General features: G+C 63.0%; 25 protein-coding genes and 1 tRNA gene. 12 read left to right on the top strand and 14 right to left on the bottom strand.

Translation table 11 applies throughout. From position 1 onward, the window contains the following. Nucleotides 1-47: 47 nt before the first annotated feature. Nucleotides 48-269, bottom strand: a complete 222-nt coding sequence (locus NCR38_RS00370) for a cysteine-rich CWC family protein (RefSeq protein WP_250476147.1) — start codon at nt 267-269, stop codon at nt 48-50. Nucleotides 270-413: 144 nt separating this feature from the next. Between NCR38_RS00370 and argB the strand changes: the two genes are divergently transcribed. Beyond that, complete coding sequence (gene argB / locus NCR38_RS00365; protein WP_061116746.1) at nt 414-1,313, top strand: acetylglutamate kinase; 900 nt, start codon at nt 414-416, stop codon at nt 1,311-1,313. Nucleotides 1,314-1,376: 63 nt separating this feature from the next. After that, nucleotides 1,377-2,123: a pyrimidine 5'-nucleotidase gene (locus tag NCR38_RS00360; RefSeq protein WP_061116930.1), complete on the top strand. Its 747-nt coding sequence runs from the start codon at nt 1,377-1,379 to the stop codon at nt 2,121-2,123. Nucleotides 2,124-2,143: 20 nt separating this feature from the next. Here NCR38_RS00360 and NCR38_RS00355 read toward each other — a convergent pair whose 3' ends face one another. Both NCR38_RS00355 and NCR38_RS00350 read right to left on the bottom strand, forming a co-directional pair. Beyond that, nucleotides 2,144-2,464, bottom strand: a complete 321-nt coding sequence (locus tag NCR38_RS00355; protein ID WP_250476146.1) for a type II toxin-antitoxin system RelE/ParE family toxin — start codon at nt 2,462-2,464, stop codon at nt 2,144-2,146. Beyond that, entirely contained in the window at nt 2,461-2,742 is a 282-nt protein-coding gene (locus NCR38_RS00350) for a type II toxin-antitoxin system Phd/YefM family antitoxin (RefSeq protein ID WP_061116744.1), read from the bottom strand. The genes NCR38_RS00355 and NCR38_RS00350 overlap by 4 nt, the downstream gene beginning before the upstream one ends. A gap of 292 nt (nt 2,743-3,034) precedes the next feature. On the opposite strand from NCR38_RS00350, the gene NCR38_RS00345 reads away from it, so the two are divergent. From NCR38_RS00345 to NCR38_RS00330, 4 genes are read left to right on the top strand one after another with little or no spacing between them, the layout of a single operon-like run. Continuing rightward, nucleotides 3,035-4,180 carry a homoserine O-acetyltransferase gene (locus NCR38_RS00345; RefSeq protein WP_061116743.1) on the top strand — a complete coding sequence of 382 codons (1,146 nt, stop codon included), beginning with the start codon at nt 3,035-3,037 and terminating at the stop codon, nt 4,178-4,180. After that, the gene (gene metW, locus NCR38_RS00340) at nt 4,177-4,785 is read left to right on the top strand and encodes a methionine biosynthesis protein MetW (RefSeq protein ID WP_061116742.1); all 609 of its coding nucleotides are present in this window, start codon (nt 4,177-4,179) and stop codon (nt 4,783-4,785) included. The genes NCR38_RS00345 and metW overlap by 4 nt, the downstream gene beginning before the upstream one ends. Nucleotides 4,786-4,830: 45 nt before the next feature. Beyond that, nucleotides 4,831-6,117, top strand: a complete 1,287-nt coding sequence (locus tag NCR38_RS00335; RefSeq protein ID WP_250476145.1) for an AmpG family muropeptide MFS transporter — start codon at nt 4,831-4,833, stop codon at nt 6,115-6,117. Next, nucleotides 6,114-7,028, top strand: a complete 915-nt coding sequence (locus tag NCR38_RS00330) for a M48 family metallopeptidase (RefSeq protein WP_250476144.1) — start codon at nt 6,114-6,116, stop codon at nt 7,026-7,028. Before NCR38_RS00335 ends, NCR38_RS00330 begins: the two co-directional genes overlap by 4 nt. Here NCR38_RS00330 and NCR38_RS00325 read toward each other — a convergent pair whose 3' ends face one another. From NCR38_RS00325 to gatC, 5 genes are all read right to left on the bottom strand, one after another. Beyond that, nucleotides 7,029-7,814, bottom strand: coding sequence for an exodeoxyribonuclease III (locus NCR38_RS00325; RefSeq protein ID WP_250476143.1), 786 nt, complete (start codon nt 7,812-7,814; stop codon nt 7,029-7,031). A 23-nt stretch (nt 7,815-7,837) separates the two neighbouring features. After that, entirely contained in the window at nt 7,838-8,677 is an 840-nt protein-coding gene (locus NCR38_RS00320; RefSeq protein ID WP_250476142.1) for a polyphosphate kinase 2 family protein, read from the bottom strand. Between the two features lie 90 nt (nt 8,678-8,767). After that, complete coding sequence (gatB, locus tag NCR38_RS00315) at nt 8,768-10,237, bottom strand: Asp-tRNA(Asn)/Glu-tRNA(Gln) amidotransferase subunit GatB (protein WP_250476141.1); 1,470 nt, start codon at nt 10,235-10,237, stop codon at nt 8,768-8,770. Nucleotides 10,238-10,239: 2 nt separating this feature from the next. Beyond that, nucleotides 10,240-11,733, bottom strand: coding sequence for an Asp-tRNA(Asn)/Glu-tRNA(Gln) amidotransferase subunit GatA (gene gatA, locus NCR38_RS00310; protein WP_250476140.1), 1,494 nt, complete (start codon nt 11,731-11,733; stop codon nt 10,240-10,242). Between the two features lie 68 nt (nt 11,734-11,801). Then, nucleotides 11,802-12,101 (bottom strand): Asp-tRNA(Asn)/Glu-tRNA(Gln) amidotransferase subunit GatC, encoded by a 300-nt coding sequence (gatC, locus tag NCR38_RS00305; protein WP_061116735.1) that lies wholly within the window; start codon nt 12,099-12,101, stop codon nt 11,802-11,804. 375 nt (nt 12,102-12,476) lie between these two features. Between gatC and NCR38_RS00300 the strand changes: the two genes are divergently transcribed. From NCR38_RS00300 to rodA, 5 genes are all read left to right on the top strand, one after another. After that, complete coding sequence (locus tag NCR38_RS00300; RefSeq protein ID WP_004189550.1) at nt 12,477-13,520, top strand: rod shape-determining protein; 1,044 nt, start codon at nt 12,477-12,479, stop codon at nt 13,518-13,520. A 200-nt stretch (nt 13,521-13,720) separates the two neighbouring features. Next, nucleotides 13,721-14,854 (top strand): rod shape-determining protein MreC, encoded by a 1,134-nt coding sequence (mreC, locus tag NCR38_RS00295; RefSeq protein WP_061116734.1) that lies wholly within the window; start codon nt 13,721-13,723, stop codon nt 14,852-14,854. Next, nucleotides 14,851-15,363 (top strand): rod shape-determining protein MreD, encoded by a 513-nt coding sequence (gene mreD, locus NCR38_RS00290; protein ID WP_061116733.1) that lies wholly within the window; start codon nt 14,851-14,853, stop codon nt 15,361-15,363. Before mreC ends, mreD begins: the two co-directional genes overlap by 4 nt. 82 nt (nt 15,364-15,445) lie before the next feature. Continuing rightward, nucleotides 15,446-17,728, top strand: a complete 2,283-nt coding sequence (gene mrdA, locus NCR38_RS00285; protein ID WP_061116732.1) for a penicillin-binding protein 2 — start codon at nt 15,446-15,448, stop codon at nt 17,726-17,728. Between the two features lie 23 nt (nt 17,729-17,751). Next, nucleotides 17,752-18,900 carry a rod shape-determining protein RodA gene (rodA, locus tag NCR38_RS00280; RefSeq protein ID WP_061116929.1) on the top strand — a complete coding sequence of 383 codons (1,149 nt, stop codon included), beginning with the start codon at nt 17,752-17,754 and terminating at the stop codon, nt 18,898-18,900. Between the two features lie 15 nt (nt 18,901-18,915). Here rodA and NCR38_RS00275 read toward each other — a convergent pair whose 3' ends face one another. The 5 genes from NCR38_RS00275 to queC form a co-directional block, all read right to left on the bottom strand. Continuing rightward, nucleotides 18,916-19,596 carry a tetratricopeptide repeat protein gene (locus tag NCR38_RS00275; protein WP_250476139.1) on the bottom strand — a complete coding sequence of 227 codons (681 nt, stop codon included), beginning with the start codon at nt 19,594-19,596 and terminating at the stop codon, nt 18,916-18,918. Then, nucleotides 19,593-20,375: an HpcH/HpaI aldolase/citrate lyase family protein gene (locus NCR38_RS00270; protein WP_061116730.1), complete on the bottom strand. Its 783-nt coding sequence runs from the start codon at nt 20,373-20,375 to the stop codon at nt 19,593-19,595. The genes NCR38_RS00275 and NCR38_RS00270 overlap by 4 nt, the downstream gene beginning before the upstream one ends. Nucleotides 20,376-20,561: 186 nt before the next feature. Further along, complete coding sequence (gene queD / locus NCR38_RS00265; protein ID WP_250476138.1) at nt 20,562-21,008, bottom strand: 6-carboxytetrahydropterin synthase QueD; 447 nt, start codon at nt 21,006-21,008, stop codon at nt 20,562-20,564. A 17-nt stretch (nt 21,009-21,025) separates the two neighbouring features. Then, on the bottom strand, nt 21,026-21,658 hold the full coding sequence (gene queE / locus NCR38_RS00260) for a 7-carboxy-7-deazaguanine synthase (RefSeq protein WP_061116728.1): 633 nt from the start codon (nt 21,656-21,658) through the stop codon (nt 21,026-21,028). Nucleotides 21,659-21,695: 37 nt separating this feature from the next. After that, nucleotides 21,696-22,430, bottom strand: coding sequence for a 7-cyano-7-deazaguanine synthase QueC (gene queC, locus NCR38_RS00255; RefSeq protein WP_250476137.1), 735 nt, complete (start codon nt 22,428-22,430; stop codon nt 21,696-21,698). A 1,176-nt stretch (nt 22,431-23,606) separates the two neighbouring features. Between queC and NCR38_RS00250 the strand changes: the two genes are divergently transcribed. Next, on the top strand, nt 23,607-24,557 hold the full coding sequence (locus NCR38_RS00250) for a lipopolysaccharide biosynthesis protein (protein ID WP_250476185.1): 951 nt from the start codon (nt 23,607-23,609) through the stop codon (nt 24,555-24,557). A 113-nt stretch (nt 24,558-24,670) separates the two neighbouring features. Here the strand turns inward: NCR38_RS00250 and NCR38_RS00245 are convergent. Further along, nucleotides 24,671-24,746, bottom strand: a tRNA-Phe gene (locus NCR38_RS00245). Nucleotides 24,747-24,771: the final 25 nt, after the last annotated feature.

Raw genomic sequence — 24,771 nt, 5'->3', positions numbered from 1 at the left:
CGATTTGTCGCACCTTGCCGCGGGAGGCAGCCACGGCGCTCGATCTGCTAGTCCAGCGGTGCGGCACGATCGACTTGCGCCGCGAGACACGCCGGACACAGGCAGCTCATGCCCGGCCGCAGACAGTCGAGCGGCAACGCGGCGAGCGACGCGCACCAGCAGGCCGGATCGCCCGCGCGCATGCCGCAGCGAAACGACGCGCCGCAGCGGGCGCAAACCAGCGCGCCCGGCGCTGGCCGCCCGTTCGTTTCAGGGGATTCGTTCATCATCTTGTCATCAATCCGTTCGAACGATGATCGCACGTCGGCCCGTCCGCCGGAAAACGTCGCGCCGGCGCGGCAATTCGTCCTGCCGCAATGCGTCGGTCCTGTACAATTCGGCGTGTTTAAACGCTCCTCGCCTCATCTGCCGCCATGTCCGAGCAACCCGACCTCACGCAAATCGCGCCTACCCTGAAGGCTGAAATTCTGGCCGAGGCGCTGCCCTATATCCGTCAGTATCACGGCAAGACGGTCGTGATCAAATACGGCGGCAATGCCATGACCGAAGAGCGCCTGAAGCAAGGCTTCGCGCGCGACGTCATTTTGCTGAAGCTCGTCGGCATCAATCCGGTGATCGTGCACGGCGGCGGCCCGCAGATCGACCAGGCGCTGAAAAAGATCGGCAAGCAAGGCACCTTCATCCAGGGCATGCGCGTCACCGACGAAGAAACCATGGAAGTCGTCGAATGGGTGCTCGGCGGCGAGGTGCAACAGGACATCGTCACGCTGATCAACCACTTCGGCGGACAGGCGGTCGGTCTGACGGGCAAGGACGGCGGCCTGATCCACGCGCGCAAGCTGCTGATGCCGGACCGCGATAATCCGGGCCAGTTCATCGACATCGGCCAGGTCGGCGAAGTCGAGGCGATCAACCCGGCGGTCGTGAAGGCGCTGCAGGACGACGCGTTCATTCCGGTCATTTCGCCCATCGGCTTCGGCGAGGACGGCCTCTCGTACAACATCAACGCGGATCTCGTCGCGGGCAAGCTCGCCGTCGTGCTGAATGCGGAAAAGCTCGTCATGATGACGAACATTCCCGGCGTGATGGACAAGGAAGGCAATCTGCTGACCGACCTGTCCGCGCGCGAGATCGACGCCCTCTTCGCGGACGGCACCATCTCCGGCGGCATGTTGCCGAAAATTTCTTCCGCGCTGGATGCGGCGAAGAGCGGCGTGCGCTCGGTGCACATCATCGATGGCCGCATCGAGCATTCGGTGCTGCTCGAAATTCTGACCGAGCAGCCATTCGGCACGATGATCCGCTCGCATTGAGCATCGTCATTTCGCTTTCCACGCCCGCCAATGCGCGGGCGTTTCTTTTGGTGCAACGCTGATATGAGTCCGCATCGCCCGTCCCGCCGACGCCGCGTGAAAACGCGTGGTCCCGTCTGGCTCTTCGATCTCGACAACACGCTGCATCACGCATCGCATGAAATTTTCCCGGCGATCAATCGTGGGATGACGCAATACATCATGGATCGCCTGAACGTCGACGTCGACGAGGCGAACCGCCTGCGCGTCGGTTATACGGTGCGTTACGGCGCGACGCTGCTCGGGCTCGTCAGGCATCACGACGTCGATCCGGCCGATTTCCTGCGCGAGGTTCACACCTTCCCCGATCTGCCGTCGATGCTGCGCGCCGAGCGCGGCCTCACGCGGATACTGCGTGCGCTGCCCGGACGCAAGATCGTGCTTACCAACGCACCGACGCTCTACGCGCGCACCGTGCTGGCGGAACTCGGCATCGCGAAGCTGTTCGAGCGCGTGATCGCGATCGAGGACATGCGCGAAGGTCAGCACTGGCGCGCGAAGCCTGACGCGCCGATGCTGCGCCGTGCGATGCGCCGCGCGCACGTGCGTCTCGAAGACGCGATTCTCGTCGAGGATACGCGCGGGCATCTGAAGCGCTATCGGCGGCTGGGCATTCGCACGGTGTGGATCGTCGGGCATCTGCCGGTTGCGAAGACGTCGAGCGGCGGAATGTCAGTACGCCTGCCGGGCGCGGGCAGGCCGCATTATGTGGATCGCACGGTGCGGTCGTTGCGCGCGCTCACCCTCGGCATGCGCGGCCGCGCGCTCTGATCCGATCGCGTCCATTGCAGCTACATCCGAAACAGCCGCCGCGCGAGAATGTCTTCGAGGTCCGAGCGCGCGTCGACGACGAGATGCACGTAGATGGTGTCGCCATCGACCTTGTAGATGATGCGGTTCGTGCCGCTCGCGACTTCGTAGTACCCCGACATGCGAAAGTCGACGAGCTCCGGCGGCGTCGAGCCGTTGCGCGGCGCGGCTTCGATTTCGACGATGGTATCGGCGATCTTGTTGCGCGTTGCGGACCACGCGGTGCCGCCGAACTTGTTGATGACGTAGCGCCGGAAGTCCTGCAAATCCTGGCGCACGGGATCGAGGAAGACGGTCTTCACTTGACGCCTTCTTCGCGGTCGAGGCGCTCGATCTCGGCGAACACATCGCCCGCGCTCATGCACTGGCCGGCTTCAATGGTCTTCTGCCCCATCGCCAGAATCTTCAGCAAGGCAAGCGTCTGATGCAGATCCTCGTATGACTGCACGTCCTGCACGACCACCCTGCCCTCGCCGTTCTGCGTGATGAGCATCGGCTCGCGGCTCTCGACGATATTGCGGATCAACTCGGCCGCGCGGCTCTTCAGGTGACTCAGCGGTCTGACCCGGCTCGGTTTCATTTCCGTTTCCTGGCAAGACGAGACGATTAGACAATATAGACGGAAACGCGGGCCCCATCCAAGACGGAGCAAATGGCGGCTTAATGACGATTTCCGCTATACTCCATCGCTAACGAGATTTTCTCGAACATCAACGACGCGCCGATTTGCTGACTCGATTGCGGGCGCGCGAACCTCAGTGATGATTCACGGGCGTTCACTATAAATGCGGCTAAAGAGGTCGTCAGCCGCGCCATCACTTTTTTCCGCGCTTCGCCGACACCGTTTAGCCGCTTGTTCAAAGGCGGAATGAATGGAATCGATCGGCATCGTCACGCCCCAAACACTGCGCTTCACCGAGCCGCTCAAGATGCAGAACGGCTCGATGCTGGGCGACTACGAACTCGTCGTCGAAACGTACGGCGAGCTCAACGCCGCGCGCTCGAATGCCGTGCTCGTGTGCCACGCGTTGAACGCGTCGCATCATGTCGCGGGCATCCACGCGGATAATCCGAAGGACGTCGGCTGGTGGGACAACATGGTCGGTCCCGGCAAGCCGCTCGACACGAACCGCTTCTTCGTGATCGGCGTGAACAATCTCGGCTCGTGCTTCGGTTCCACTGGACCGATGAGCATCGATCGCACGACGGCAAAGCCGTACGGCGCGAGCTTTCCCGTCGTCACGGTGGAAGACTGGGTGAACGCGCAGGCGCGTCTCGCGGACCGCTTCGGCATCGAGCGCTTCGCGGCCGTGATGGGCGGCAGCCTCGGCGGCATGCAGGCGCTCGCGTGGAGCATGATGTATCCGGAGCGGCTCGCGCATTGCATCGTCGTGGCATCGACGCCGAAGCTTTCCGCGCAGAACATCGCGTTCAATGAAACCGCGCGTTCCGCGATTCTCTCCGATCCCGATTTCCACGGCGGCGACTATTACGCGCACGGCGTGAAGCCGCGTCGCGGCTTGCGCGTCGCGCGCATGATCGGCCACATCACGTATCTGTCGGACGACGACATGGCCGTGAAATTCGGCCGCGCGCTGCGCCGTGCCGAGGGCGCGCTCGATGCGTACAACTTCAACTTCGATGTCGAATTCGAAGTCGAGTCGTATCTGCGCTATCAGGCCGACAAGTTCGCCGAATACTTCGACGCGAACACGTATCTGCTGATCACGCGCGCGCTCGATTATTTCGATCCCGCCAAAGCCTTCGACGGCGATCTCACGAAAGCGCTCGGCAATACCAGCGCGAAATATCTCATTACCAGCTTCACGACGGACTGGCGTTTCGCGCCCGCGCGCTCACGCGAAATCGTGAAAGCGCTGCTCGACAACAAGCGCACCGTGAGCTACGCGGAAATCGATGCGCCGCACGGCCACGACGCCTTCCTGCTCGACGACGCGCGTTATCACAACCTGATGCGCGCCTATTACGAACGCATTGCCACGGAGATCGGCGCATGAACCAGCACACCCTCGATTCGCTCGCGCTGCGCTCCGATTTTCGGGCGATCGCCCGCTGGGTCGAACCGCGCTCGACGGTGCTCGATCTCGGCTGCGGCGACGGGTCGCTGCTATCGCTGCTCGGCGAAGAACTCGAAGTGAAGGGCTACGGCATCGAGATCAACGATGCCGGCGTGCTCGCGTGCGCGCAAAAAGGCGTGAACGTGATTCAGCAGAATCTCGAAGACGGTTTGCGTCTCTTCGAGGACGACAGCTTCGATTTCGCGGTCCTTTCGCAGACGCTGCAGACGATTCATCAGACCGCCGCGATCCTGCGCGAGACGGTGCGCGTCGGGCGCCAGTGCATCGTGTCGTTTCCGAATTTCGGATACTGGCAACATCGGCTGTCGGTGATTCAGGGGCGCATGCCCGTGTCGAAGTCGCTGCCCTATCAGTGGCACAACACGCCGAACGTGCGTGTGCTCACGATCAAGGACTTCGAGGCGCTCGCGCCGGAGGTGGGCATCGAAATTCTCGACCGCGTGGTGCTGCACGACGGCCAGCCGGTCCGTTGGGGCGCGAACTGGCGTGGTAGTCTTGCGGTCTATCGCGTGAAGCGCCGGTAACGATGACCGGCGCCGTCGCGCATCGACAACTGCCCGCTATACGACATGCCCGATACGCCACACGAGGCGCCCGCTCTAACTGCTCACGAAGAACATCCCGGATGGCGCACGTTTCTCAACAAGCGCATCCTCATTTGCGTCTTTCTCGGCTTCACGTCCGGATTGCCGCTCTTCACGCTCTACAGCCTGCTGCAGGCGTGGCTGACGACCGCGCACATCAACGTCAAGGAGATCGGCCTGTTCGCGCTGATCGGACTGCCATACACGTGGAAGTTCGTCTGGTCGCCGCTGATGGACCGTTACATCCCGCGCTTTCCGGGCTGGAGTCCCGGCAGACGGCGCGGCTGGATGTTCGTCACGCAAGTGCTCGTGATGGTGGCGATCGGCTCGTTCGGATTCTTCTCACCTGAACGAAGTCTATGGGCCGTCGCGTCGGTTGCCGCGCTCGTCGCGTTCTTCAGCGCGAGTCAGGATATCGTCATCGATGCATACCGCCGCGAATTGCTCGCCGACACCGAGCAAGGACTCGGCAATGCGGTTCACGTCAATGCGTACAAGGTCGCGGGGCTCGTGCCGGGCTCGCTGTCGCTGATTCTCGCCACGGTCTTCCCGTGGAAGACCGTGTTTCTGATCACCGCCGCGTTCATGCTGCCGGGTCTCATCACGACGCTCGTCGTCAGGGAGCCGGAGATTCACGGCGCGCCGCCGAAGAATCTGCGCGAGGCGATCGTCGAGCCGTTTCACGAGTTCGTCACGCGCGACGGCTGGCGCGCGGCGCTGCTCGTGCTGAGCTTCATCTTCCTCTACAAGCTCGGCGACACGATGGCGACGGCACTCGCCACAAAGTTCTTCATCGACGTGGGTTTCTCACTCGCGCAGATCGGCGTGATCGCGAAAGCGGTCGCATTCTGGGCGAGCATCGCGGGCGGATTGCTCGGCGGGATCGCGCTGGTGAAGATCGGCATCGCGCGCGGGCTGTGGATTTTCGGCGCGCTGCAGATCGTCGCGACGTTAGGCTTCGCCTGGCTCGCGAAGATCGGGCCGTCGCCCGCGGCGCTCGCCGTGCTCTACGGCTTTGAAACCTTCGCGACGGGTCTCACGCTCGCCACCTTCACCGCGTACATCGCGAGCACGACGGACCCGCGTTACACCGCGACGCAGTTCGCGCTCTTCACGAGCCTCGCGGCGGTGCCGCGCACGTTCGCCGCGGCGGGCAGCGGCTTCATCGTGAATGAAACCGGATGGTTTCCGTACTTCATGATCTGCGTCGCGTTGTCCATTCCGGGCATGTTACTGTTGCCCAAGATCGCGCCCTGGAGAACTCGACGATGACGGTTTCTTTCAAGCTTCGCGCCTTGGTTTGCGCATTGGCATCGGCGTCGCTCGCGCCCTTGTCCGCGCACGCTCAGGACGAACAGAAGACGCCGCCGCCCTACACCGCACCGAACAACCAGATCCGCTTCGGCGATACGGCGCTCTTTCGCAACCTGATCCCGCCCGCAACGCTCGAAGCGCAGTCCGCCGAGGAATACGCGCAAGTCATACTCGATGCGGGTCGCGCAAAGACATTGCTTCCCGATAGCAACCCGCTCGTGAAGCGCGTGCGCGAGATCGCGAATCACGAGATTCCGTTCGCGCTCAAGTGGAACGATCGCGCGAAGAACTGGAAGTGGGAGATCAACGTCATCAAGTCGCCCGAAGAGCGCATGGTGTGCCTGCCGGGCGGGAAAATCGTCGTGTATAGCGGTCTCATCGAGAAGCTGCGTCTGAACGATAACGAGATCGGCATGATGATCGGCCATGAGATCGCGCACGCGTTGCGCGAGCATGCGCGCGAGCGGCTCGGCCGGCAGCAGGCGGCGCAACTCTCCGCCGGCGCGCCGCCCCAGTTGTTCGGCTTCTCGAACTATCCGCCGCAACAGCCCGATTTCGGCGATGAATTACTGACCATGCGCTATTCCCCCGCCGATGAAACCGAAGCCGATGTGATCGGCAGCGAGATCGCCTCGCGCGCGGGCTACGATCCGCGCGCGGCGGTCACGTTGTGGAACAAGATCGATTCGGGAACACGGCGCGCGGATGTCGGCTTCATCTGGATGCATCCGTATGGCCCGGATCGCAGGCAGGACCTGCTCAAGCGCATGCCGGACATGATGCCGCTCTATGCAAAGGCGCTCGGCAAGACCATCGACCAGTTGCCGAATTACGCGGGCATGGGGCGGTTCAAGAAGAGCGGGCGCTAGTCAATTCTTCTTGCCGAGCTTCCAGTCGTAGTCGATCGTCAGCGGCGCATGGTCGCTGAACTTGATGTCCCTGAAAATCGACGTCTTCTTCGCGGTCGCGGCGACTTCCTTCGTCGCGATCTGATAGTCGATACGCCACCCCACGTTCTTCGCATACGCCTGGCCGCGATTGCTCCACCACGTGTACTGCTCGGGGCGCTGATCCAGCGTGCGGAATACATCGACATAACCCACGTCGTCGAAGAGCTTCGTGAGCCACGCGCGCTCTTCCGGCAGACAGCCGGAGTTCTTCTGGTTGCTCTTCCAGTTCTTGATGTCGATTTCCTTGTGCACGATGTTCACATCGCCGCACAGAATCACTTCGCGCTCTTTCGACAGCGCGTCGAGATGCGGCATGAACTCGTCCATGAAGCGGTATTTGGCCTGCTGGCGCTCGTCGCCGCTCGACCCGGACGGCACGTACACCGATACCACCGAGAGCTTGCCGAAACGCGCTTCCACGTAGCGCCCTTCCGGATCGAACTCTTCCGAGCCGAAACCGATGATCACGTCATCCGGCTCGTGACGCGTATAGAGGCCCGCGCCGCTGTAGCCCTTCTTCACGGCATGCTGGAAATAGCCCTGAAAACCGTGCGGCGCGAGGAATTCCGGCGTCAGGTCGTCTTGCGAGCACTTGATTTCCTGCACGCACACGACGTCGGATTTCTGCTCGCCGAACCAGTCGAAGAATCCTTTCTTGGCGGCCGAACGGATGCCGTTCAGATTGGCGGTAATCACGCGAAACATACGCTTCCTTTTTGAGTTCGTTTTTATTCGACCTTCACGCCCTTGAGCGATTCCTTCGCCGGCGGAAATTCGAGTTTCATGTCCTGCAGCGTGCGCAACAGCAGTTCGGCGACCATCACGTTGCGATGCGTCTTCGAATTGCCCGGAATGATGTACCACGGCGCATAGTCGGTCGACGTCGCGCCGAGCAGGTCCGCATACGCCGCCTGATAGTCGTCCCACTCCTTGCGCGCGTCGAGATCGGAGACGTCGAACTTCCAGTGTTTCGTCGGATCGTCGATGCGCGCCTGCAGGCGCTCGCGCTGCTCATCCTTCGAGATATGCAGGAAACATTTGACGATGGTCGTGCCGCTATCCGCGAGCAGCGACTCGAAGTTGCGAATATGGCGAAAGCGCCGCTCGCATTCGTCGGCGTCGATCTGCTTCAGCACGCGCGGCACGAGCACGTCTTCATAGTGGCTGCGATTGAAGATCGCGAACTCGCCGGCCTGCGGCGCCTGCGCGTGCACGCGCCAAAGGAAGTCGTGCGCGGCCTCGCGCTCCGACGGCGCGCGAAAAGGCACGATGCGCAGGCCGAGCGGATCGACATCGTGAAACACCGCGCGCACGGTGCCGTCCTTGCCGCTCGTGTCCATGCCTTGCAGCACCAGCAGCACGCGCTGGCGGCGCTGCGCGTGGAGTTTCTCCTGAAGGTCGTCGAGTTGCAGGCCGATCGCCGTGAGGCGTTCGCGATCTTCATCTTTCGAGCCGCTGGAAAACGGCTTCGCGGACGGATCGATCGCGCTCAGGTCGAACGCCTTCAGCTTTTTGCCAGCGTCGAAGAAAGGCACGCGAAAGTCGTCGAGTCCGGGTTTCTTTGCCATGTCTCTTTGGTTCTTGGTTCGCCAATGAAAAACGGGCTGCTGCCGGGCTCGACCGGCAGCAGCCCATTCATCCCGTGCGGGACGGAGCGATCAGGATAACTTTTTCTTCAGCAGTTCGTTGACCTGCTGCGGATTCGCCTTGCCTTTGGTCGCCTTCATCGCCTGGCCGATCAGCGCGTTGAACGCCTTCTCCTTGCCCGCGCGGAATTCTTCGACCGATTTCTGGTTCGCCGCGAGCACTTCGTCGATGATTGCTTCGAGCGCGCCGGTGTCGGAAATCTGCTTCAGGCCCTTCGCCTCGATGATGCGATCCGCTGCCGCGTCGTCCGTCGCCTTCTCGTCCCAGATCGTCTGGAAGATGTCCTTCGCGATCTTGTTGGAGATGGTGCCGTCGGCGATGCGTTGAAGAATCAGCGCGAGTTGCGCGCTCGAAACCGGCGATTCGCTGATGTCGAGCGATTCGCGGTTCAGTTGCGCGGAGACGTCGCCCATCATCCAGTTCGCGGCGATCTTCGCTTGTGCCGAACCCGCTTTCTGCACGAGCGCCTCGAAGTACGACGCCATCGCTTTCGACGACGTCAGCACGCCCGCGTCATACGGCGTGAGGCCGTAGGTATCGACGAAACGCTTGTGCATGTCCGCCGGAAGCTCCGGCATTTCGCCCTTCACGCGCTCGATCCACGACGATTCGATCACGAGCGGCATCAGGTCCGGATCCGGGAAATAGCGGTAATCGTGCGCGTCTTCCTTGCTGCGCATCGAACGCGTTTCGCGTTTGTCCGGATCGTAGAGACGCGTTTCCTGGACCACCGTGCCGCCGTCTTCGATCAGCTCGATCTGACGGCGCACTTCGTACTGGATCGCTTCTTCGAGAAAACGGAACGAGTTCAGGTTCTTGATCTCCGCGCGCGTGCCGAATTCCTTCTGGCCGACCGGCCGCACCGAAACGTTCGCGTCGCAACGGAACGAGCCTTCCTGCATGTTGCCGTCACAAATGCCGAGCCACACGACGAGGCCATGCAGCGCCTTCGCATACGCAACGGCTTCCGCCGCGCTGCGCATTTCCGGCTCCGTGACGATCTCGAGCAGCGGCGTGCCCGCGCGGTTCAGGTCGATGCCCGTCATGCCCGCGAAGTCTTCGTGCAGCGACTTGCCCGCGTCCTCTTCGAGGTGCGCGCGCGTCAGGTTGATGGTCTTCGAATACGCTTCCTTGCCCGCCTTCTCGTTGGCCGGAACCTGGATCGTGATCTGACCGCCCTGCACGACCGGAATCTCGTACTGGCTGATCTGATAGCCCTTCGGAAGATCCGGATAGAAGTAGTTCTTGCGCGCGAAGATGCTGCGCGGTGCGATGTGCGCGCCGATCGACAGGCCGAAGCGGATCGCGCGCTCCACGGCGCCCTTGTTCATCACGGGCAGCACGCCGGGCAGCGCGAGATCGACAGGACTCGCCTGCGAGTTCGGGCTCGCGCCGAATTGCGTCGGCGCGCCCGAGAAAATCTTGGAGACGGTGGAAAGCTGCGCGTGCGTTTCCAGACCGATGACGACTTCCCACTGCATGTTCACACTCCCGATGCCGATGGTGCCTTGCGGTGCCAGTCGGTCGCACGCTGGAACGCGTCGGCGACCTGGAGCATCCGGGCTTCGTTGAAATAGTTGCCGATGATCTGCAGACCGACCGGGCGATCCGCGTTCGCGCCCGCGCCGAAGCCGCACGGCACGCTCATGCCGGGCAGACCCGCGAGGCTCACGGAAAGCGTGTAGATATCCGCGAGATACATCTGCACGGGATCGTCGGCCTTCTCGCCCAGATTCCACGCGACGGACGGCGCGACCGGCCCCATGATGACGTCGCACTGTTTGAACGCTTCCTGAAAGTCCCGCGCGATGATGCGGCGGATCTTCTGCGCCTGCAGGTAGTACGCGTCGTAATACCCGTGCGACAGCACATACGTCCCGACGAGAATCCGGCGCTTCACTTCCGGCCCGAAGCCTTCCGCGCGCGACTTCTTGTACATGTCGAGCAGATCCTTGTACTGCGCCGCACGATGTCCGTAGCGCACGCCGTCGAAACGCGACAGGTTCGACGAAGCCTCCGCCGGCGCGATGATGTAGTACACGGGAATCGAGAGCTCGGTCTGCGGCAGCGACACTTCGACGAGCGTCGCGCCGAGCGCTTCGTATTGCTTCAATGCCGCGTCGATGGCGGCGCGGACGTCCTCGGCTAGCCCGGCGCCGAAGTACTCCTTCGGCATGCCGATGCGCAGGCCGGCGAGCGGCTTGGCCGCGTCCCCGCCGTTCCACGTCTTGCCGAGATAGCGCGTGTAGTCTTCGTTCTCACGCTGCAGGCTGGTCGAGTCGCGCTCGTCGAAGCCGCCCATCGCGTTGAGCAGCAGCGCGCAGTCGTGCGCGGTTTGCGCCATCGGGCCGCCCTGATCCAGCGACGATGCGAACGCGATCATCCCGTAACGCGACACGCGGCCGTAGGTCGGCTTGATGCCCGTGATGCCGGTGAACGACGCGGGCTGGCGGATCGAGCCGCCGGTGTCGGTGCCGGTCGCGGCGGGCGCGAGACGCGCGGCCACGGCCGCGGCCGAGCCACCCGACGAGCCGCCCGGCACCGCCTTCGGATCCCACGGATTCTTCACCGCGCCGAAGTACGAATTCTCGTTGGACGAGCCCATCGCGAACTCGTCCATGTTGGTCTTGCCGAGGCACACCATGCCGGCGTGCTTCAGGCGATCGACGACGGTCGCATCGAACGGGCTCGCGTAGTTTTCGAGCATGTGCGAGCCGGCCGTCGAGGCCCAGCCGCGCGTGACGAACGCGTCCTTGTGCGCGATCGGCAGGCCCGTGAGCGCGCCGGCATTGCCTTGGGCGATGAGCGCGTCGGCGGCTTTCGCCTGCTCGAGCGTGAGCTCGGGATCGACGCCGATGAACGCGTTCAGCGCCTTCGCGCCCTCGATGCGTTGCAGATACGACTGCGCCAGTTCGACCGCGGAGACTTCCTTCGAGTCGAGCGCCGCGCGCAGTTCGGTCAAGCTTTTTTGATGCATTGCAGTTCCCTGATGAGCGCGGGCATTCGATCCGCGCGCAATGTCACTTGGTGGGCGCACGAAGCGCCTTATTCGATCACCTTCGGCACGAGATAGAGCCCGTCCTGCACGGCAGGCGCGCAACGCTGGAACTCTTCGCGCTCGACGCGCTCTGAGACAGCGTCGTCACGCAGACGCAGCGCGACTTCCTCGATCTGCTCGATCGGATGCGCGAGCGGTTCGATGCCGGTCGTATCGACGGCCTGCATCTGCTCGACAAGGCCGAAAAAATCGTTGAGACGCGCGAGCGTGGGTTCGGCTTCGTGGTCGGGCAATTCGAGCCGCGCGAGGTGCGCGATGCGTTTTACGTCGGTCAGGGTCAAAGACATGGAATCACCGGAGAAAGCGTGGGCAGCCTCAATTCGAAAACCTGCGCTGCGACAGCCAGTTACGATATTGAAAGGAGCCCTCGGAAGCAGGCCTGGCGATGGCAAAAAGTGCCATCCTTTTCCTATAGATACCCGCAAATTATAAGGTATCATTACACGTTCGACTCACCCCTGGATCGGCTTGTCAGCGGCTTTCTCCCTGAATCATTGAATTGTGAGAAACGTTTGCGTACGGCGTTCCATTCTGCGGTAGATTTCTTCCCGGATTTGCACTTCGCGGCGAGCGTTCGCCGTCCGGGCAAACCGTTATTTTTTCCGCTGCCGTCCCCGGCGCTCCTCGCGACGAACGGCCACCCAGCGAGACAGGATTTTTGAATGTTCGGTTTTTTGCGCAGCTATTTCTCCAACGACCTGGCGATTGACCTCGGCACCGCCAACACGCTGATCTACATGCGCGGCAAAGGCATCGTCCTCGACGAGCCTTCGGTCGTTTCGATTCGCCAGGAAGGCGGCCCCAACGGCAAGAAGACCATTCAGGCGGTCGGCAAGGAAGCCAAGCAGATGCTCGGCAAAGTGCCGGGCAACATCGAGGCCATCCGCCCGATGAAGGACGGCGTGATCGCCGACTTCACCGTCACCGAGCAGATGATCAAGCAGTTCATCAAGACCGCTCACGAATCCCGCATGTTCTCGCCGTCGCCGCGCATCATCATTTGCGTCCCGTGCGGCTCCACGCAGGTCGAGCGCCGCGCGATCAAGGAAGCCGCACACGGCGCGGGCGCGTCGCAGGTCTATCTGATCGAAGAGCCCATGGCCGCTGCAATCGGCGCCGGCCTGCCGGTCTCGGAAGCGACGGGCTCGATGGTCGTCGACATCGGCGGCGGCACGACGGAAGTCGGCGTCATCTCGCTGGGCGGCATCGTGTACAAGGGCTCGGTACGTGTGGGCGGCGACAAGTTCGACGAGGCCATCGTCAACTACATCCGCCGCAATTACGGCATGCTGATCGGCGAGCAAACCGCCGAGGCCATCAAGAAGGAAATCGGTTCAGCGTTCCCGGGCTCCGAAGTGAAGGAAATGGAAGTCAAGGGCCGCAATCTGTCCGAAGGCATTCCGCGCAGCTTCACCATTTCGAGCAACGAAATTCTTGAAGCACTGACGGACCCGCTGAATCAGATCGTGTCGTCGGTGAAGATCGCGCTGGAACAGACGCCGCCGGAACTCGGCGCGGACATCGCCGAGCGCGGCATGATGCTGACGGGCGGTGGCGCGCTCCTGCGCGACCTCGACCGCCTGCTCGCCGAAGAAACCGGCCTCCCGGTGCTCGTCGCCGAAGATCCGCTGACTTGCGTGGTGCGTGGCTCGGGCATGGCGCTCGAGCGCATGGACAAGCTCGGCAGCATCTTCTCGTACGAGTGATCTCCCTGCTGAAGGCTATCGCTCTTCTTCCCTTGAGGCTGAATGGTCTTCGACGCGACAGCTAAACGCACCCGCATAACGCGGCGGGCGCACGGCCCGGCATCTGTCCGAGCCGTTGTCGAAACTGCGTAGGGCAGGCTTCGCCATCGGCGAAAAAACCTGCAGCATCGATCCATCCGTTCACGCCCTCGGCGCCGACCATGGAATACAGTCCGCCGCCCCTTTTCAAGCAAGGCCCCTCCGCGCTCGCGCGCCTGATTTTCTTCGTGGTGCTCGCGATCGCCCTGCTCATTTCGGATGCTCGCTACAGCACGCTGGAAATCGTTCGCGGAATGCTCGGCGCGGGGCTCTATCCGTTGCAGCGCGCAGCGCTGGTGCCGCGCGACATCTTCATGGGCGCGGCCGATCTCGCCGTGACGAGCGCGACGCTGCGCAGCGAAAACGCGAAGCTCGCCAACAAGAATCTGGAATTGTCCGTGAAGGCCGGCGATGCGGCGCAGCTCGCCATCGAAAACGCGCATCTGCGCGCGCTGCTCAATCTCCAATCGCGCGCCACCACCGACGAAACGCCCGCCGAAATTCAGTACGACACGCGCGATCCGTTTACGCAGAAAGTCGTGATCGGCAAAGGTTCGCAGCAAAATATCCAGGACGGCGCGCCGGTCGTCACCGAAGACGGTGTGATCGGCCAGGTGACGCGCGTGTTTCCGCTGCAATCGGAAGTCACGCTGCTCACCGACAAGGATCAGGCCGTGCCCGTTCAGATCGCGCGCACCGGCTTGCGCAGCGTGATCTACGGGACGCCCAAGGGCGACACGCTCGATCTGCGCTTCGTGCCGATCAGCGCCGACGTGCAAGCCGGCGATGAACTCGTCACGAGCGGTCTCGACGGCATCTATCCGCCGGGACTGCCGGTCGCGAAGGTGCTACGCGTCGACAAGCAGGCCGACACGGCGTTCGCGCGCGTCGTGTGCGTGCCGATCGCGGCAGTGCGTGGCGCGCGTCAGTTACTCGTGCTGCATTACAACGTCAACGTGCCGCCGAATCCGATCGAAGTCGAAGCGGCTGCGGCTGCGAAGGAAGCGAAGGAAAACAAGGGCAAGAAGAAGGCCGCGCCGAAGGCTGCGGCGGCAGCGGGCGCGAGCGGCGCTTCGGCCGCGGCAGGCGCGTCCGCTCCGGCGCCGGGCTCCGCGGCTGCGGCGGCTGCACCCGCAAAGCCCGCTGAGGCTGCGCCGGCGAAAGCGGCCTCGCCCAAGGCGGCATCGGGCGCGGCGGCGAAGCCGTCGAAGAAGGCGCATGCGCCGAAACCCGCATCCTCGGGAGCCGCGCGATGAACCGCCCGCAATACATCCTCCAGCCAGTCAATCCGTACTTCATCACGTTCAGTCTGGCTGCTGCGTTTCTGCTGAACCTGATGCCGTGGGGACGGCTCATCGGCGTGCCGGATTTCGTGGCGCTCGTACTGCTGTTCTGGAATGTGCATCAGCCGCGCAAGGTCGGCATGGGCATCGCGTTCATGCTCGGCATTCTGATGGATGTGCACAACGCGAATCTGCTCGGCGAACACGCGCTGGCTTACACGCTTCTTTCGTACGGCGCGATCACCATTCACCGCCGCGTGTTGTGGATGACGCTGCCCGTGCAGATGTTCGTCGTCGCGCCGCTCCTCGTCGGCGCGCATCTCGTGCCCTTCATCATCCGCCTGATGACGGGCGCGGCGTTCCCCGGCTGGAGTTATCCGGTCAACGGATTCGTCGAGGCGCTGCTCTGGCCGATCGCGAGCTTTCTCTTGCTGATGCCGCAGCGCCGCGCCGCCGACCCGGACGACACGCGTCCAATCTGAGTCTTGCCGCGCGGCGCCGGGTCATCGAATAAACCGCCGCGCGCGAACTACACTTGAATCGCGAGTACACCGCGAAAGCTGCATGACCGAAATAAAGAACACCGAGCAACAGTTGTCGAAGTTCCGCCTGCGCGTCGCGGCGGCGGGACTGTTCGTGTTCGTCTGCTTCGGTCTGATCGGGCTGCGCTTTCTCTATCTGCAGGTCTGGCATTTCAGCAAATACTCGTTGCAGGCGAACGAGAACCGCATTTCCGTTGCGCCGATCGTGCCGAACCGCGGCATCATCACCGACCGCAACGGCGTCGTGCTGGCGAAGAACTACTCCGCGTACACGCTGGAAATCACGCGTTCGAAGATCAACGGCACGCTCGACGAAACCATCGACGAGCTCTCGCAAGTCATTCCGATCGACGCACGCGACCGTCGCCGTTTCAAGAAGCTGCTCGAAGACTCGAAGAATTTCGAAAGCCTGCCGATCCGCACGCGTCTCACCGACGAGGAAGTCGCGAAGTTCACCGCGCAGCGCTATCGCTTCCCGGGCGTCGAGGTGCGCGCGCGACTGTTCCGCCAATATCCGCTGGGCACGACTGCCGCGCACGTGATCGGGTATATCGGACGGATTTCGCAGCGCGATCAGGAGCGCATCGACGACGCGAGCGACGCCAACGACCAAAGCTCGGATCATTACGATCCGCGCGTCGACGCCAACAACTACAAGGGCACCGATTACGTCGGCAAGATCGGGGTCGAGCAGAGTTACGAAACCGAGTTGCACGGACTGACGGGTTTCGAGGAAGTGGAAGTCACGGCGGGCGGGCGCCCGGTGCGCACCATGTCGCGCACGCAGGCGACGCCGGGCAACAACCTTCAACTCTCGCTGGATATCGGCTTGCAGCAGGTCGCCGAGCAGGCGTTCGCGGGCAAGCGCGGCGCGCTCGTCGCGATCGAGCCTTCCACCGGCGACGTGCTCGCGTTCGTGTCCGCGCCGAGCTTCGATCCGAATTCGTTCGTCGACGGCATCGATCAGCAGACGTGGGACGCGCTCAACAATTCGTCGGACCACCCGCTGCTGAATCGTCCGCTGCACGGCACGTATCCGCCCGGCTCGACCTACAAGCCGTTCATGGCGCTCGCCGCGCTGACGCTGCACAAGCGCACGCCGGGCTGGGGCTTCCAGGATCCGGGCTACTTCACGTTCGGCGGCCACACGTTCCGCAACGACGTGCGCTCGGGCCAGGGCTGGGTGGACATGAACCGCGCGATCGTCGTATCGAACGACACGTACTTCTACATGCTCGCGCGCGATCTCGGCGTGAACGCGATGGCCGGCTTCATGAAGCCGTGGGGTTTCGGGCAGATCACCGGCATCGATATCGCGGGCGAGGCGCGCGGCATCCTGCCGTCGACGGAATGGAAGCGCAAGGCGTACCGCAAGCCCGAGCAGCAGCGCTGGTACGAAGGCGAAACGATCAGCCTGGGCATCGGCCAGGGCTATAACTCGTTCACGATCCTGCAACTCGCGCACGCTACCGCGACGCTCGCGAACAACGGCGTCGTGATGAAGCCGCACCTCGTGCGCGATATCGAAAATCCGATCTCGAAGGCGACGCGCGCCGTCGTACGCGATCCGAGCGACAAGATCGCCGTGCAGCAGAAGGACGTGGATTTCATCAAGCGGGCGATGGAAGGCGTCGTCACCAGCGGCACGGCGGCGAAGGTGTTCGCGGGCGCGCCGTACCAGGCGGCCGGCAAGACCGGCACGGCGCAGGTCTATTCGCTGCAGGGGTCGAACTACAAAGGACACGCGCTCGCGGAGCATCTGCGCGATCACGCGCTGTTCATCGCGTTCGCGCCGGCGGAACAGCCGAAGATCGCACTTGCGCTGATCGTCGAGAACGGCGGCTGGGGCGCTGAATCCGCAGGACCGATCGCGCGCAAGGTGCTCGACTATTATCTGATCGATCGTCTGAAGCCAGGCGCGGAGGCGGCCGCTGTCGCGGCGGCGGCCTCGGCGACGACAGACGCCGGCCTGCCGACGATCGGCGGCACGCAACCGCCCGCCGCCATCGCGTTGCCTGCGTCCGTCGCGAATTCGTCGCCGGCGTTTTCGCCTCAGGCTGCGTCGAATCCCGCAGTCGCGAAAGCGGCTTCCGCGCCGGCGCTTCCTGCTTCCACACCGAAAGCGTCGGCGCCGCGCGCCGCATCGGCGACGCCCGCAGCGCCTGCTGCGGCACTGCCCGCCTCCACGCCTGGCCGCACGCCCGCGCCGAAAAAGCGCCCGACGGAGCCGACGCCTTCGATGGTGCGCGGCAATGAAAACGACGGCGTGCGCGTTCTCGCGCCGTCCGGCGGCATCGACGAGTAAAGGAAACCGCCATGCAACTGCACATGCAATTCGACAAGCGGGAGCTGCTGGACCGCGCCAAGCGCATGTTCGCGGGCTTCGACAAGCCGCTCGCGCTCATCGTGTTCCTGCTGCTCGGCGTCGGCATCGTGACGCTGTACAGCGCGAGCCTCGACATGCCTGGGCGTGTCGAGGACCAGTTGCGCAACATCATGCTGACCTTCGGTCTGATGTGGGTGCTCGCCAACATCCCGCCGCAGATGCTGATGCGCTTCGCCGTGCCGCTCTACACCGTCGGCGTCGCGTTGCTGGTCGCGGTCGCCGCGTTCGGGCTGACGCGCAAGGGCGCGAAACGCTGGCTCAATGTCGGCGTGGTGATCCAGCCATCCGAAATCATGAAGATCGCGATGCCGCTGATGCTCGCCTGGTACTACCAGAAGCGCGAAAGCAATGTCCGCTGGTGGGATTACATCGTCGGCTTTGTCATTCTGTTGCTGCCGGTCGGGCTGATCGCGAAGCAGCCGGATCTGGGCACCGCGGTGCTCGTGTTCGCGGCGGGCATGTTCGTCATCTATTTCGCCGGGCTGAGTTTCAAGCTCATCCTGCCCGTGCTGATCGCAGCCGTCATTGCGGTCGCGAGCATCGCGGTGTTTCAGGACAAGATCTGCCAGCCGGATGTGGTCTGGCCGATGATGCACGACTATCAAAAGCACCGCATCTGCACGCTGCTCGACCCGACTTCCGATCCGCTCGGCAAAGGCTTCCACACGATTCAGGCGGTGATCGCGATCGGTTCGGGCGGCACGTTCGGGAAAGGCTGGTTGAAGGGCACGCAGGCGCACCTCGAATTCATCCCCGAAAAGCACACCGACTTCATTTTCGCCGTCTTCTCCGAGGAGTTCGGGCTCGCGGGCGGGCTCGTGCTGCTCTTCCTTTATATGGCGCTCATCGCGCGCGGGCTCTTCATCGCGGCGAACGGCGCCACTTTCTTCGGGCGATTATTGGCCGGATCGCTCACGCTCGCGTTCTTTACTTACGCGTTCGTCAATATCGGCATGGTGAGCGGCATTCTGCCCGTGGTCGGCGTGCCGCTTCCGTTCATGAGTTACGGCGGAACCGCGTTGACGACGCTCGGCGTCGCGGTTGGGCTGATCATGAGCGTCGCTCGTCAAAAGCGGTTGATGCAGAGTTAGCGCGCGCCGTCCTCGTCACTGCGGCTTTTGCTGCTCCAGTTCTGCGCTCAACTGCAGATATTTCAGCTTGGCGGCCGGATCGCCCTGCGCCGCCGCCGCAGCGTAATAGGCGCGCGCAACGTTCAGGTTGCGCTCGACGCCATCACCGCCGCGCTCATAGAACGAACCCGCGACGTATTGCGCCGTCATGTCGCCGCCTTGCGCGGCCTTCTTGTACCAGGTGAACGCCTGCGTGTTATCGCGCGTGGTGCCGCGTCCATCGAGAAACTGATTGGCGAGCGCGAGTTCGGCCTGCACGTGTCCCTGATTCGCCGCGCGCAGGAACCAGCGATGCGCCTCCGCCGGGTCTTTCTCGACGAACTGTCCATCGTCGTACATCTTGCCGTACACATATTGCGCGTGGGTCATGTTGGCATCGGCTGCGCGGCGCAACCATTTCTTGCCTTCCGGCACGTCCACCGGGCCGCCCTCGCCGTTGAGCAGCATCATCGCGTAATTGAATTGGGCAAGGCGGCTGCCCTTCTGCGCGGCGCGCCGGAACTCGGAGCGCGCCGCGACGAGATTGCCCGCGTTGTAGTCGGCGACGGCGTTTTGCGTGGCGATATCGGCCGACTTCGGCGCGTTGTCGGCGTGCGCCGCGCCGATCGATATCGACAGAATCACCGCGGCGACCACCGACGCCACGACGGTTTTCATGTTCGCGCCTCCTGCAACGCCTGACGCGTCGCCTTCAACAGCCACATCACATCCGCGCCGATCGCGACGAGCTTGATGCCCGCCTGCGCGTATTGCTTCGCGCTCGCCGCATCGAGCGCGAAGATGCCGCTCGCGATGCCCGCGCGATTCGCGGCGTCGACGATCTTCGTGATCGCCGCCTGCACATCCGGATGCTTGCCGTCGCCGAGATGACCGAGGCTCGCCGCCAGATCCGCCGGCCCGATGAACAGACAATCGACGCCCGGCGTCGCGGCGATCTCATCGACCGCTTCGAGCGCCGCCACCGATTCGATCTGCACGATCGTCGCAATCTGCGCATTCGCGCTCGCCATGTAGTCGCGCCGCATGCCGTATGCCGCCGCGCGCACCGCGCCCGCGACGCCGCGCAAGCCGTGCAGCGCCGCTTCGGTCGGATACTGCGTGAGCCGCACGATGCGCGCCGCCTCTTCGGCCGATTGCACGTTCGGGAACATCAGCGTGCGCGCGCCCGCGTCGAGCGCGCGTTTGACGAGCCAGCCCTCGTTGGCCGGCACACGCACGATCGGCTCGCTCGGCAGATGCGCGGCGGCGATCGCCCGCAGTTGAGCGACGACGTCGGCGCTATCGTTCGGCGAATGCTCCATGTCGATGCACAGCCAGTCGAAGCCCGCGTGCGCGAGCGCTTCGGCGGCATCGGCGCTGCCGAGCGACAGCCACAGTCCGAAGAGGGTGCCCGATTCTGAAAAGCGCTGCTTGAGGGGATTGGTGAACGTGCTCATCGCGCGGCTCCTTCGAGAGATCGAAGGACGGCCGCGCGCGGCCGCAGCGATGAAAACGATGGCAGAAGTGACGGCATGCGTGCGCTCCGTGTCTCGTCGCCTCGGAGGTGGGCGACTCATCGGACGATCATACCGTGACGCACGCGCGCGCGCCGGGCCTGCTCCGGGCCGGGCGCGCGCCGAAGATTAGCCGCGCTCGACGTCGGCCCAGCAGTTCGGCGTTTCGAAAAGACGCACGCGCTTCAGCTTGAGGTTGACGCCGTAATGTGCATCGTAGACTGCGGCGAGGATGTTGAACGCAACCGCCGCCAGGTTCTCGACGGTCGGAATGCGATCCAGCACGACGGTCTTGTGATCCGCCAGCGTGTGCAGGAATTCGCGCACTTTGACATCGCCTTCATAGACGATGAACGCGTGATCCCACTTGTTGACGAGATGCTCCATCGCGAGCGCTTTCACGTCGGCGAAGTCCATCACCATGCCGCGGTCGGGCGCGCCTTCCACGTCGACGAGATCGCCTTGCAGCGTGATCTCGAGCACATAGCGATGCCCGTGCAGATTGCGGCACTGGCTGCGGTGATCGGGGATGCGGTGGCCCGCATCGAATTCGAGTTTTCGGGTAATCGTCTGCACGTCGGCTGACCGTCTTATCAGGGGATGTTCAAATATTTGTGCGTCTGCATCGACAGGCGCCACTTCGGATGGCGCTTGCACCAGTCGATCGCCAGCTTCGTGTTGATGTCGCGCGACGGGCCGTCCATTGGCTGTACGAGAAAGTAGTCGAAGTCGAGCTTCTCGTATTGCGCCAGTCGCTGGTTGTCCTGCGGGACGACAACCTTCAGTTCGTTGCCCTTCGTGACGACGAGCGGCGCATCGGCTTTCGGGCTCACGCAAATCCAGTCGATGCTCTCGAGCACGGGCAGCGAGCCGTTCGTCTCGATCGCCATTTCGAAGCCGGCTTCATGCAGCGCGTCGACGAAAGGCTGATCGATCTGCAGCATCGGCTCGCCGCCCGTACACACGACGAATCTGTGCGCCGCGCCTTCCGGCCACAACGATGCGATCTTCGCGACGAGTTCCGCCGGCGTCTTGTACTTGCCGCCGTTCTCGCCGTCCGTGCCGACGAAATCGGTGTCGCAAAACTGGCAGACGGCGTCCGCGCGATCTTCCTCGCGCCCCGACCACAGATTGCAGCCCGCGAAACGGCAGAACACGGCCGGGCGCCCGGCATTGGCGCCCTCGCCCTGCAACGTGTAGAAAATTTCCTTTACCGCGTACGTCATGACTGCTCTGCCTGCCTCGTAAAACGTGTCGTAAAAATCAAACCGGCGCGGTGGTGACCTGCTCGCCCGCGCGATACGCCTCGTAGCCGCGCTTGCGCAGCTTGCATGCCGGGCACTGACCGCAGCCGAAGCCCCAGTCGTGCAGTTCGGCGCGCTCGCCGACATAACACGTGTGCGTTTCGACGCGGATCAGTTCGACGAGCGGTTCGCCGCCGAGCGTTTCCGCAAGCCGCCAGGTGTCGGCCTTGTCGAGCCACATCAGCGGCGTTTCCAGCGCGTAGCGCGTTTCCATCCCGAGATTGAGCGCGACTTGGAGCGCCTTCATCGTGTCGTCGCGGCAATCCGGATAGCCGGAAAAGTCCGTTTCGCACATGCCGCCAACCAGCACCTTCAGCCCGCGCCGGTACGCCACCGCCGCGGCAATCGTCATGAACAGCAAATTGCGGCCCGGCACGAACGTATTGGGCAAGCCGCTCGCGTTCGCCTGGATTTCGATCTCACGCGTCATTGCGGTATCGCTGATCGCGCCGAGCACGGACAGATCGATCATGTGATCTTCGCCCAGGCGCTCCGTCCACTGCGGAAACTCGCGCGCGATCGCGGCACGGAAGCCGTCGCGGCATTCGAGTTCCACGCGATGACGCTGTCCATAGTCGAACCCGAGCGTCTCTACCGACTTGTAGCGATCAAGCGCCCAGGCAAGGCACGTGGCCGAGTCCTGGCCGCCGGAAAACAGCACGAGCGCGCTGTCTTTAGCGTCTATCCGAGTCACCGTGAAAACTCCGTACTCCGTGAATGAGATTGGCGTCGCACGCCGCACTGGCTGTCGGAATGACCGGACTTCGCCATGAGCGGCACGGGCGCGACGCCCGCGAGTCCAGTATAGGCCGGCGACCTTCGCCCGGACGCGCACGCCCTTTATGCCGCCGATAGCGGAGTACGAGACGGATGAACGAGCGCCGGGTGAAGGATTCCGGCGCGTCACACGAGCGATTCGGAGCGTCGAAAAGAAAAGGACTTGCGGGTCCGAGGACGAGGCAAGTCCTTAATTCGGCGGGAATTTTAGCACGGAGCACGGGTGTTCGCCGAGCTCGGCGCGCGCCGTCGCGGCCAGCACTTTCAATCTTGCCGCAACACCCTGCAAACGGAACAAATTGCCGCAAACAACACGGTCGGATCGGCAATTTCTGGAAATCTCCCTCAACCCAACGGACAACCGGTCGTTATACAGACAATTGAATCGTCTGAACTAATAACGAGACCAGCAATTCGTCCGGTTGCATAGCTAGCTCATCCATAGCGCGATTTCGGACCACGCGCCGCTTTTCGTACGCGCCGCCCGGGGCATTCACGCGGCCAATTGATTCGCATAACGAAGATTGATTTTCAAACCCTCCCGCAGGGTTACGCGGGGCCGCAGGTCCGTCTCCGATCCGCCCTTCTCGCGGCGCTCCGGCGATCGCACCCATTTTTGTTGACGCCAACTACCCGATTAGCACTACGAACAATGAAAAATTACATTCAGACCAACATTCATGCCGACTGCACTGTCGGCGCCCTTTCCGTCCCAAGAGCGAGCCTGTTCGCCGTTGCAGTCGCGGCCAGCTTGCTGCTCGGCGCCTGCGGCGGCGGTAGTAGCGACGCCTTCGATACCGCCTCCACCGCAGCAGCAGCCGCAGCGAACCGCAATACAACCGCTTTCGCCGTCACCTCGCCAACAGTGAACACCGCCGTTTCCGGCACCGCGACGGTGAAAGGGACGGCGGGCACGACTTGGACGAAAGTCTCCGTCGTCGACATGACCACCGGCAACAAGGTCGCGCCTGATGCAACGCCCTCGAACGGGGCGTTCTCGACGACCGTCAACACGACGAGTCAGACCAACGGCACGCACACATGGCAAATCACGGCCACCGACGCCAAAGGCGCCACACGCACGGTGCAGAACGTGAACGTCGTCGTGAAGAATGCGACGTCGGCCACCTCGATCTTTTACGGCGCGAATGGGCACAACAATGAGGGCGGCGCCTACGACCTCTCCAGCCCGGCTTTGCAACTCTCACAGCTGCAGGATCTCGGCGTGAAGCTGTATCGAAACGAGGTGTACAGCCAGGGGACTGCGAACAAGCTCGCGGGCATCGCGAAAACAATGGCGGCAGGCGGCGTAACCGTGTATCCGGTGATGTTGATGAGCCTCGCCTTCTCCAGCGAGACCGATGCCTACAACGCGGGTTATCAACTCGGCGTCTGGACGGCGACCTCGTACCAGTACCCGTACTACGAAGTGACGAACGAACTCGACGCCAGCGCGATCAGCAGCAACGTCGACGGCGTTTATGGGCAGCAATTCGACAACACCAAATTCCAGATCGCGCGCGGCGTGATTCGCGGGATGATCGCTGGCGTGAAGTCAGTCGATCCGAACGGCAAGATCATCATGGGCGGCGGCACGTGGATGCATTACGGCCTCGATCAGATGCTCGCCAACGGCACGCAGCCCGACGGCACGACGGGTCATCCGGTCGTGAACTGGGACATCACCGCGTGGCACTGGTACTCGGATATGGGCGACATCACGAACGCATGTGGCGGCACGGGTTGTCACGACGTGCTCGCGGCGCTGCAGCAGATGGGCAAGCCGATCTGGATCAACGAATTCGGCGTGCGCCCATGGCTCGGCAGCGAACAGCAGATCGCGGCCTACCTCGTCGGCAACAAGATGATGGCGGAGTTCGTCGCGGTGGCGTCGAAGTACAACATCCAGGCGATCCAGACGTACGAGCTGTACGACGATCCCGCCGGCGGCGAAGGCGCATATGGCCTTCTGAAGAACGACGGCAAGACGCAGAAAGCGGCCTACGCGGCGTTCAAGAACTTCGTCGCGGCGAATCCAAGGTGAGGATCGTATAGTGGAAAAAAGCGGGCACGTTTCGCTCAATCGAACGTGCCCGCTTTTGCATATGGAAAATGAAAAAGCCCGAGAGCGATGACACTCTCGGGCTTCTTGCATTCTGGTGGCCTGGGGCGGAATCGAACCACCGACACGCGGATTTTCAATCCGCTGCTCTACCAACTGAGCTACCGGGCCAACGAAGAGGTGAAACTATAGCAGA

The organism is Caballeronia sp. INML1 (assembly GCF_023631085.1).
Lineage (GTDB): Bacteria > Pseudomonadota > Gammaproteobacteria > Burkholderiales > Burkholderiaceae > Caballeronia > Caballeronia turbans.
Note: the sequence above shows the minus strand (reverse complement) of the source record. Positions and strands in the feature narration are given on the sequence as shown.